This window comes from Pedobacter sp. CG_S7, from assembly GCF_040544395.1.
Classification (GTDB): domain Bacteria; phylum Bacteroidota; class Bacteroidia; order Sphingobacteriales; family Sphingobacteriaceae; genus Pedobacter.
Window position 1 is genome coordinate 1 of record NZ_JBEONS010000056.1, and the last position, 10,174, is coordinate 10,174.

General features: G+C 35.3%; 7 protein-coding genes. All 7 read left to right on the forward strand.

What is annotated here, in order from left to right; translation table 11 throughout:
* Positions 1-331: 331 nt before the first annotated feature.
* The 7 genes from AAKU52_RS16430 to AAKU52_RS16460 all read left to right on the forward strand — a co-directional run bounded on the left by AAKU52_RS16430 (position 332) and on the right by AAKU52_RS16460 (position 10,117).
* Positions 332-922 (forward strand): RNA polymerase sigma factor, encoded by a 591-nt coding sequence (locus AAKU52_RS16430; RefSeq protein WP_354335548.1) that lies wholly within the window; start codon positions 332-334, stop codon positions 920-922.
* 86 nt (positions 923-1,008) lie between these two features.
* On the forward strand, positions 1,009-2,163 hold the full coding sequence (locus AAKU52_RS16435) for a FecR family protein (protein WP_354335550.1): 1,155 nt from the start codon (positions 1,009-1,011) through the stop codon (positions 2,161-2,163).
* 275 nt (positions 2,164-2,438) lie between these two features.
* Positions 2,439-5,858, forward strand: coding sequence for a TonB-dependent receptor (locus AAKU52_RS16440; RefSeq protein WP_354335552.1), 3,420 nt, complete (start codon positions 2,439-2,441; stop codon positions 5,856-5,858).
* Positions 5,859-5,888: 30 nt separating this feature from the next.
* Positions 5,889-7,460 carry a RagB/SusD family nutrient uptake outer membrane protein gene (locus AAKU52_RS16445; protein WP_354335554.1) on the forward strand — a complete coding sequence of 524 codons (1,572 nt, stop codon included), beginning with the start codon at positions 5,889-5,891 and terminating at the stop codon, positions 7,458-7,460.
* A gap of 41 nt (positions 7,461-7,501) precedes the next feature.
* On the forward strand, positions 7,502-8,227 hold the full coding sequence (locus AAKU52_RS16450) for a 3-keto-disaccharide hydrolase (protein WP_354335556.1): 726 nt from the start codon (positions 7,502-7,504) through the stop codon (positions 8,225-8,227).
* Between the two features lie 25 nt (positions 8,228-8,252).
* Positions 8,253-9,620: a Gfo/Idh/MocA family protein gene (locus tag AAKU52_RS16455; protein ID WP_354335558.1), complete on the forward strand. Its 1,368-nt coding sequence runs from the start codon at positions 8,253-8,255 to the stop codon at positions 9,618-9,620.
* A gap of 59 nt (positions 9,621-9,679) precedes the next feature.
* Positions 9,680-10,117, forward strand: coding sequence for a 3-keto-disaccharide hydrolase (locus tag AAKU52_RS16460; RefSeq protein ID WP_354335560.1), 438 nt, complete (start codon positions 9,680-9,682; stop codon positions 10,115-10,117).
* The last annotated feature ends 57 nt before the right edge of the window (positions 10,118-10,174 follow it).

Consider the following 10,174-nt stretch of genomic DNA (forward strand, 5'->3'; position numbering starts at 1 on the left):
ATCTGTTGGTAAAAATTGACCTGATAGTGAAAAATCCATCCTTGTTTTTTGAACAAATTTAACAACTAATCCCCAGAAAATTTACGTGACCCGAAGATACTCTAATGATTTGATAGCATTTTTAATTATAAAAAAATACTGGGAACAATGGGTTAACAGGGTATGTGTTGTAAAATTTTAGTTACATACATTTGGTGTTACTTGTTTTGATAAAGTTTCTTTTCATATTACATTAAATATTACTATAGCCAAATTTAACACCTCCATAATTTAAATAATATGCTTTATGGCGTAAAGTGTATTATTTATATAGGAACAATTTTATCTAAATATGTCAGCCTATAAATTATACACAGATAATGAATTAGTCCTTCTGCTGCGGAAGGGTGATCATGCTGCATTTACAGAAATTTATATACGCTATTCTGGTGCATTGTATAATAATGCTTATAAACTATTAAAGAATAGAAATGAAGTAAAGGATATTGTGCAAGAAATTTTTGCCTCACTTTGGAATAGACGTTCAGACTTCATAATAAATACCAATCTTGCTGGTTATCTATATATTGCTGCTCGTTATAAGGTGATTAAAATAATATCACATCAGCAAATTACATCTAAATATTTTAATTTGTTACAGACTTCGATTAACGAAGGATTTATGGTAACTGATCATTCAATCAGGGAAAAGCAACTTGCAGAAATAATTGAGAAGGAAATTAATGAGCTCCCTTCAAAAATGCGGCAGGTATTCAATTTAAGCAGAAAATCTTATTTAACTCACAAAGAGATAGCTAAAACACTTGATCTATCAGAGTGTACAGTGAAAAAACAAGTGAATAATGCATTGAAAATTCTAAGGATCAAATTAGAGATCTTTCATTACTTGTTTATCATATCATTTCCAATCTTCCTGTTATAATTACAAGTTTTTTTATTTTAATCTACGCCCTCGGTCTACTTCGAGGGACTATAGGATTAATAAGGGGAAAATACCCATCCTTGGTTATGAACGAAGAGAAAATTAAAGAGCTACTAAATAGATATCAATCGGGGCAATGTACTGAAGTGGAAAAAGCTTGGGTAGAATCTTGGTATAACAACCTTTTAAAAGATTCTAAAACTGTTTTAGCTGAAGATATTATTAAAAAAGACCTTAAAAGTGTTTATAAAAAATTACCCAATCCATATAAAGTAAAATTCGTAGAATATTTGCCACGAATTGCAGCTTCTATTCTATTCGTGATGTCTTTATCTGTAGGATTTTATTTATTTCAAAAGAGAAATTCAAATTCCGTAACACAAATTTCTCTCCAAATTAAGGAAAATGATGAGGCTATAAGCCTTAATAAGACATTTTTGACCTTAACAAATGGCGTTAAAATAGCTTTAGATAGTGCTCCAATTGGAGAAATAGCAGAACAAGGAGGAATAAAAATCACGAAAGTTAAAGAGGGGTTAATCGCATACACTAAGATTTCAAATAAAATAAATGATATAAAAACCGCTGAACTTAACATCGTAACAACAACTAAAGGTGGGCAATATCAAATTATACTATCCGATGGAACTAATATTTGGCTAAATACAGCCTCCTCTTTAAAGTTTCCTACTTCTTTTTCTCAAGGAAAACGGAATGTTGAATTAATAGGTGAGGGATATTTTGAAGTCGCAAAAAATAAAGCGATGCCATTTAAGGTTTTAACGGAACATCAGGAAGTAAAAGTCTTAGGTACTCATTTTAATATTAACAGCTATAATGATGAACCCACAACTAAAACGACTTTATTAGAAGGAAGTGTAAAAATTTTAGAACTCAATTCGCAAAGGACAAAATTGTTGGAACCAGGTGAACAATCTTCGGTAAAAGTTAATGGAAACATAAAAATTGCCCGAGTAAATACTGAGAATGCTATAGCCTGGAAAAGCGGGGTTTTCCAGTTTCAAAATTCTGATATCGAAAGTGTTATGCGTCAACTATCACGTTGGTATGATGTGGATGTAGAATTTGAAGGGGAATTGCCGGCTATCAAACTTTGGGGAGAAGTACATCGGAATGCAAGCATCATAAAAGCATTAGAATTTTTAAGCTATTTTGATTTGAAATATAAAATAGTAAATAAAGGAGAGACAAAAAAGATAATCATAACTACATACAATTAAACCAAATATTAAACAATGAAAAAAAGCGAAACTTCTTAATTAATAAAAGGTTTAACCGAAAGCATAACGTCCCTAATGACCATTAGGATTACGTTCAAACTTAAGTTAAATCTTCAGTATCCGGAAAATAGTTTCAATCTAACCAAATATTAACTTAAATTTTAATGAAATTAAACCGCAATTCAAAGGTCTTAACCACACCATTACCAAAATTTTTGAGGGGTCTAAATTTGATCTTACTACAGCTAATTATTGCAAATAAACGGGAAATCAGAATGCGCATTAATTTTACATTTTTCATTTTGCTACTTGGATTTGTTCAAGTGTCTGCAAACGTACATGCCCAAAGATTTACCTTAAATAAAAAGAGCATTGCATTAGAGGAGGTTTTCAAGTCTATTAAGGAGCAAACAGGTTATGTTTCAGTCTATAATAGCGAAAATCTTGCAAACAAGAGTGTTAGTCTTAATGTAAAAAACTCTACCATTGAAGCTACCATGGAGGAATGTTTAAAAAACACGCCTTATACTTTCAAAATTATAAATCGAAATATCTTAATTAAAAAAAAAGAAATTGAAGATTTAACTCCATCATTGACAAGTGCCAAGCAAGTTAAGAGCATAAAAGGTAAGGTTACTGATAAACAGAATCTTTCTATACCAGGCGTAAGTGTTAGGTTAAAGGGAACATCAACAGGGACTATCACTAATGTTGATGGCATATATACTATTTCTGTACCGGATGGTAACGGGGTATTAGTTTTCAGCATGATTGGTTATACTTCAAAAGAAATACCAATTGGAACTAACCAAACAATAAATGTAACATTAGTGGAAGAATCCTCTGCCCTTAATGAGGTAGTAGTTATAGGTTATGGTACGCAAAGAAAATCAAATATCACTACTGCAGTTTCATCTGTATCAGCCGAAAGCATTAAAGAAAGGCCGGCATTAAATTTCGGAGAAGCAATAGCAGGTCAAATGGCAGGGGTCCAAGTTCAACAAACTGGTGGAGCTCCTGGCGGTGAAGGTTTATCCATTAGGGTGAGAGGAGTAGGATCGATTACTCAATCTAATGATCCATTATATGTGGTAGATGGTTATCCAATGGAAGGTAATGCTTTCAGACTCCTTAATACCTCAGATATTGAAAGTATTCAAGTTTTAAAGGATGCATCCTCAACTGCGATCTATGGTTCCAGAGGCGCTAGCGGAGTAGTGATCGTCACCACAAAAAAAGGAAAAATAGGGCCTCCAACAATAAATGTTAGTTCTTTTGTTGGCTTTCAGGAACTTGGAAAAAAAATGGAGATGATGAATAGAAACCAGTATGTTGAATGGTTTATTGATGGCAGAAACCAGGCTTGGTTAGATGCGAAAATTTTATCAACAGATCCTAACCAATCTCCTCACACTACTGAAGATCCGAATTCGCGCCGGAACCTCTATTCTGGTGCAAGTACACAATATATGATACCTGATGGTACAGGAGGTTATAAATATAATTTTAGAGACCCGGCTTCCGTGGCACTAATGGAAGATAATGATTGGCAAGACCTTCTTTACAGGAAGGCATTAACGCAGCAAAATGAACTATCGGTTTCAGGAGGAACGGAAAACACACAATATACCTTCGCTGGTAGCTATGCTAAACAAGACGGTATTGTACAGGGTACAAATTATGATAGATTTAATTTTCGCTCTAATATCAACTCAAAAGTTACCGAAAGGATTAATCTAGGGATGAATTTAATGGCATTTTCTGCTAGAGGTAGAGAACAAGAAAATGGTAAATATTCTCCAGTCATGTTTGCTTTGCAATTACCGCCAATTTTTCCATTAAGAAATGAAGATGGAACCTATGGGTCAATGGTTAGAAATCCAGAGATACTTGCCGGTGATGTAGCTAATCCAATTGGTGTTGCAGAGCAAGTTTACAATAACCGAACCCGATATGGTTGGTTAGGTACAATCTTTGGAGAATGGGAAATTCTAAAGGACTTAAAATATAAAATTAATATAAATGGGGGTATCCAGGACAATGAGCAAAAAATATTTGAAGCTTCTTATATAGATTTTGATGCCTCTAAAGCACCGCGCCCTGCAAGAGGTGTAAATAACAGGTCATCAGACTATGACTGGGTAATTGAAAACACTTTAAACTATGCGCATACATTTTCAGAGAAGCATGTATTATCCGGTTTAATAGGGTATACCACCCAAAAGCATACCATGAAAAATATGTCGGGTGAAGCTCGTGGCTTTGCAAACGATGAAATAACAACCCTTAATGCCGGCACTATGTATGCCTTGTCAAGTGATGAATCGCAATATTCCATGATTTCTTATTTGGGGCGTATTAATTATGCTTATAACAACAAGTATCTATTAACGGCAACCTTTCGTGGTGATGGCTCTTCCCGTTTTGGTATGAATAAAAAGTGGGGAACATTCCCTTCCTTATCTGTTGGATGGAAGGTTTCTGAAGAAAAGTTCATGGATAACTTTGAACAAATAAGTGACCTTAAGATTCGTGCTGGTTTTGGTATTTCGGGTAACAATAGGATTGGTAATTATTCTGCAATAGGTCTTCTTGCATCAGGTTTCTATCCTACAGGTGAGGCTCTTCAAAATACCTCAAATCCTAACACAATGTCAAACAATGATCTTGGTTGGGAAAAAACACGCCAATACAATTTGGGATTTGAATTTGGACTTATAAATGACAGGGTCAGAATTGAAGGAGATTTTTATGATAGTCAATCTATAGATTTGTTGTTAAATGTTCCAGTACCGGTTATAACCGGTTATTCTTCCCAAATTCAGAATATAGGAAAGGTGCAAAATAGAGGAATGGAATTTCTTGTTACCACGAGAAATACTATTCATAATTTTAAATGGAGTACTAATTTTAATATTTCTTTTAATAGAAATAAGGTTTTAGAAGTAGGACCAGATCAACGCCCTATTTATGGTAGTGCTCCAAATGCAAATAATGCTTTTATAACTAAAATAGGCTCACCTATAGCAAGTTTCTATGGCTACAAATACGAAGGTGTCTTTCTCTCTCAGGATGATTTAAATAAATATCCGCATTTAAGTGCAGATAAAATAGGAGATGGAAGGTATGCGGATATAAATGGTGATGGGGTTCTAGATCAAAATGATAAAACAATTTTGGGTAATAATAATCCTGATTTCATTACCGGATTAACGAACAACTTTTCTTATAAAAATTTCTCCTTGGGGATTCAGCTGACGGCATCTTATGGAGCTGAGCTATTCAGTTTTTATAAAAGAATGGTTGGCATATATCATGGTGATCGAAATGGAATGATAGAGCAAGTTGATCGCTGGCGGTCGGTCGGTCAGCCTGGTGATGGCATTCACTTTAGAGCCACAAGAACTCCTTCTGGCTGGCAAAGGGATCCCTCCTCAGCTTGGATCCAGGACGCTTCCTATATAAGATTGAGGAATTTAAATTTCGCCTATGAATTCAATAAAAATTTTACTGAAAAGCTAAAAATAAAAGGATTACGGGTGTATGTAACTGGCAGCAACTTGTTAACGTTAACTAAATATTCTGGCTATGATCCAGAAACAAGTAGCGAAGGAAGTGGACTCACCAAAGGGGGCGATTATCTTGGATACCCAACTGCCAGGACATTTATTCTTGGAGCCAATTTGACATTTTAAACATTCATTAATGCTTATATTCTAAAATATATGAAAAAGATAAGTTTACTCTTCATTGCATTTTTCCTTTTTTTTGTATCCTGCAAAGATGCTTTTATAGATTTGGCGCCGCAATCAAATTTAAATGCAAATACCTTCTATAAAACACAACAGGATATGAATCAGGCAACGTTATCTGCCTATGGGAATCTTCGTTCCTTGTATAATTCCACGTATGTAAGACTTGGAGAAATACGCTCAGATAACACGACCTATTCATGGCTCTCTGGAAATCCAGCAAACGAAAAAGGAATAGATGAATTTTCCTCTCCGCTGCTACCTGAAAATAATTTTGTAACCGACCTTTGGGATGATAGTTACAAAACAATACTAAGGTGTAATATTGTAATTGGCCGTAGTGATGGTGCCACCTTTAGTAACGAAAAATTAAGAAGTCAATATAAAGCCGAAGCTCATTTTATTAGGGCGTTAGTTTATTTTTGGCTAAACAGGGCTTTCGGGGGTTATACTTTAGACAATAAGCTATTGGGCGTAATTAAAGCCGATAAAGAGCTGACTCAAACAGAAGCATATGCATTAGGACGTGCACCTCTGCAAGAAATTTATGATTTGCTTGTGGAAGATTTAAAATATGCCGAAGCTAATCTTCCTGAATCTTACGGAGGTATTGATAAAGGCAGAGTCACTAAAGCTGGAGCTACTGCTTTACTGGGTAAGGTTTATATGACAATGGCTGGTTATCCACTTAATAAGGGGAATGAATATTACAATTTGGCTAGTGAAAAACTTCTTTCAGTAATAAACAATTCTATGTATTCTTTAGTTCCTAGCTATAAAAACCTTTTTGATGTTTCGAAAAAAAACAGCACTGAATCACTTTTTGAGGTTCAGTATATGAAGGGCGCTCCAAATGGAGCAACAGGAAGTCCATGGAATAATAGCTTTGCTCCAAGATTTTCAGATAAAGAGGTTGTTTTAATTGGTGATAAGGGAGGTGAAAATTCTCCTACGCAGTATATGTCTGCTGCATACGAGATCGGGGATCCAAGAAAGTTTGTTTCCATGCGTGACGGTTGGATAAATGCTAAAACAGGCGCTTTTCAGACCGAAAAATATGTACGTAAATATTATGATATTTCAACAAGTGGATCAGATAATGGTAATAATTGGATAGAATTACGCCTGGCGGATGTGTATCTACTTTATTCAGAAGCTTTAGTACGAGCTGGTGGCAACAAGGGAACAGCATTGATTTATTTAAACAAAATACGTGAACGTGCTAAAAATACACCTGGAGATCCTAATGTGCAGCCTGCACCCAATTTACTTAGGAATTACCTTTTATCAGATTTTAATAGTGATCAGGCGCTGTTATTGGCGATAGAAAATGAAAGACGCGTAGAGCTTGCATTTGAAAATCACCGTTGGTTTGATCTGGTGCGTACTGGAAGAGCAAAAGAGGTGATGCTGGCCGAACAAAAATTTGATGGGTATAATGATTTTACGTGGAGCGATAATGCGCTGGCCTATCCAATACCTATGACGGTTATGCAATCTAATCCTCAAAAAATTATTCAAAACAAAGGGTATACACAAATGTAATTTGTTGGCGAATTGTTATTTATTAATTATAACTAATCATAATGATCATGATTTTAAAAAGAGTTCTTTTTTTCTTTGTCGCATTCTTTTCCATAGGGATTCTAAATGCGCAAGATAAAAGCAATTTCCTTACAAAGAAGGAAGCAGAACAGGGTTGGAAACTTCTATTTAATGGTAAAGACCTTGAAGGGTGGTCGTCTGTTGCTAAAAATACCCCACCGGCAACAAGTTGGGCTGTTCAAAATGGTATTTTAACTGCTAAAAGAAACGGAAATGAAGGTGGAGGCGATATCATTACGCTAGCTGAGTATGAAAATTTTGATCTTAAACTGGATTTTATGCTTTCTAAAGGAGGCAATAGTGGGGTAAAATATTTTTTTACGCATTACGATAAAGGCGGATGGCTAGGTTTAGAATATCAGATATTGGATGATGTTAATCACCCAGATGGAAAAAATGGCCGGGATGGCAACCGGCTTCAAGGTACTCTTTATGACATGCTGTCTTTAGATAAAAAGCAGGAAAATAAGGTTGGTGAGTGGAACCATGCTAGAATTGTAGCAAAAGGAACTCAGGTGACACATTATTTAAACGGCAAAAAGATTCTTTCTTTTGATCGGAACAGCGACAGTTACAAAGAAGCCTGGAAACGAAGCAAATATAAAGATTCAGAACCACAATTTGGCCAAGTGAAAAGTGGTCATATCCTGTTTCAGGATCATGGTGATGAGGTTTCATTCAAAAACGTTAAAATTAAAGTTTTATAATATTTCACTAATCAAAAATCAAGTTATGAGCAATAATTCAAGAAGAGATTTTATTAAAAAAATAGGTATAGGAACTGCAGCAATATCAATAGGAAATAACATGTTTGGTGGAACAGCTTCAGGGTTTACAGCAAAAAGTTATCGAAATATTATTGGTGCGAATGAAAGAATAAACATCGCTGCCATTGGGGTAAATAGTCGGGGTAACAGCATGTGTGGCACCATTGCCCGTCAAAAAAATGTGCAAATAGTTAGTGTGTGTGATGTAGATAAAAGAGCCATTCCTAAAGCCTTAAAAACTATAATAGAAGCTGGCCAGCTGAATACTCCAAAATCTGAAAATGATCTTCGAAAGGTTTTAGAAGATAAATCAATTGATGCTATCTATACTGCAACTCCCGATCATTGGCATGCTCCTCTTACAATTATGGCATGCCAGGCAGGTAAACATGTTTACGTAGAAAAACCATTAAGTCACAATCCAAGAGAAGGTGAAATGGCTGTTGCTGCTGCCAGAAAATATAACCGGGTAGTACAAATGGGTGCTCAGCGTCGTTCTGCACCAACCCTTACCAAAGGGATTCAACTATTACATGAAGGAATTATTGGCCGTGTATATATGGCCAAAACCTGGTATACCAATACCCGGAAGGAGACCTTTTTAAAACCTGGAAATGTACCCGATTGGCTAGATTATGATTTATGGCAAGGCCCCGCTCCCCGGGTTGATTATAAGGAAGGTTTAATCCATTACAATTGGCATTGGTTCTGGCATTGGGGAACTGGCGAAGCCTTAAATAATGGAACGCACGAAGTTGATGTTGCCCGTTGGGGTCTTGGTGTAGATTTCCCTATGCGTGTTAGTTCCTTAGGTGGAAGATATCAATTTAATGATGATTGGGAAACTCCAGATACCCAGGTTGTCTCTATAGATTACCCTGGTCGCGTATCTTTAGTTTGGGAAAATAGAAGCTGTAATGGAAGAAAGATTGAAGGGCAGGAACGTGGTATTATCTTTTATGGAGAAAATGGCAGTTTAGATACAGGTGATGATGCCTATAAAATCTACGACCTACAGGGTAAACTGATTCAAGATGTAAAACCTGCTTCAGCGGGAGAAGCATTGGCAGGAAGAAATACAGCAAGTCCAAGCTTAGGACTGGATAGCCTACACATGATGGATTTTTTAGATGCAATAAGAAATAATCGGCGCCCCAATTGTGATGTTGAATTAGGTTATAAAAGTACCGTTGCGATGCAATTGGGAAACATATCATGGAGAGTTGGCCGGGATTTGAAAATTGATCCCAAAAATGGACATATCATAGGTGATCAGGATGCACAAAAACTATGGGGCCGATCTTATGAAAAAGGTTGGGAACCTAAAATATAAAACAACGTATTTTTCAAAAAGTAGCTTCATCAATTTTTTCAATTTAAATCATTTTAATTATGAGTGTTTATAGGTTTTGCTTTAATGTCGTTTTCTTACAAATTATATTCGTTTTTGGAGTAATAGCCCAAGTACCAAACACGCTAACTAAAAAAGAACAAAGTACTGGATGGAGTTTGCTTTTTGATGGAAAGACTTTCAATGGTTGGAAAAAATTAGCTAATGATGGTTGGGAAATTAATAAAGGAGAGCTAAATGCAATTGGAGCTACCAATGGTAAACAAATGGATTTACTAACGGTAGGTCAATTTGATGATTTTGAATTGTGTTTTGAATTTAAAATTTCAAAAGAAAGTAACAGTGGCGTTAAGTATTTAGTGACAAATGATTATCCTGATCAGAAAGGTGTTTTTTTAGGGCTTGAATATCAAATTATTGATGATGAAAATTTTATATATCAAGACCGTTGCAAAAGCAACAAGTCAGAATTATATTAACTTTTTGGATTTTTTGTTTTTTTAGTTTTGGGTTTTTTTGACCAAAAGTGTCGAATT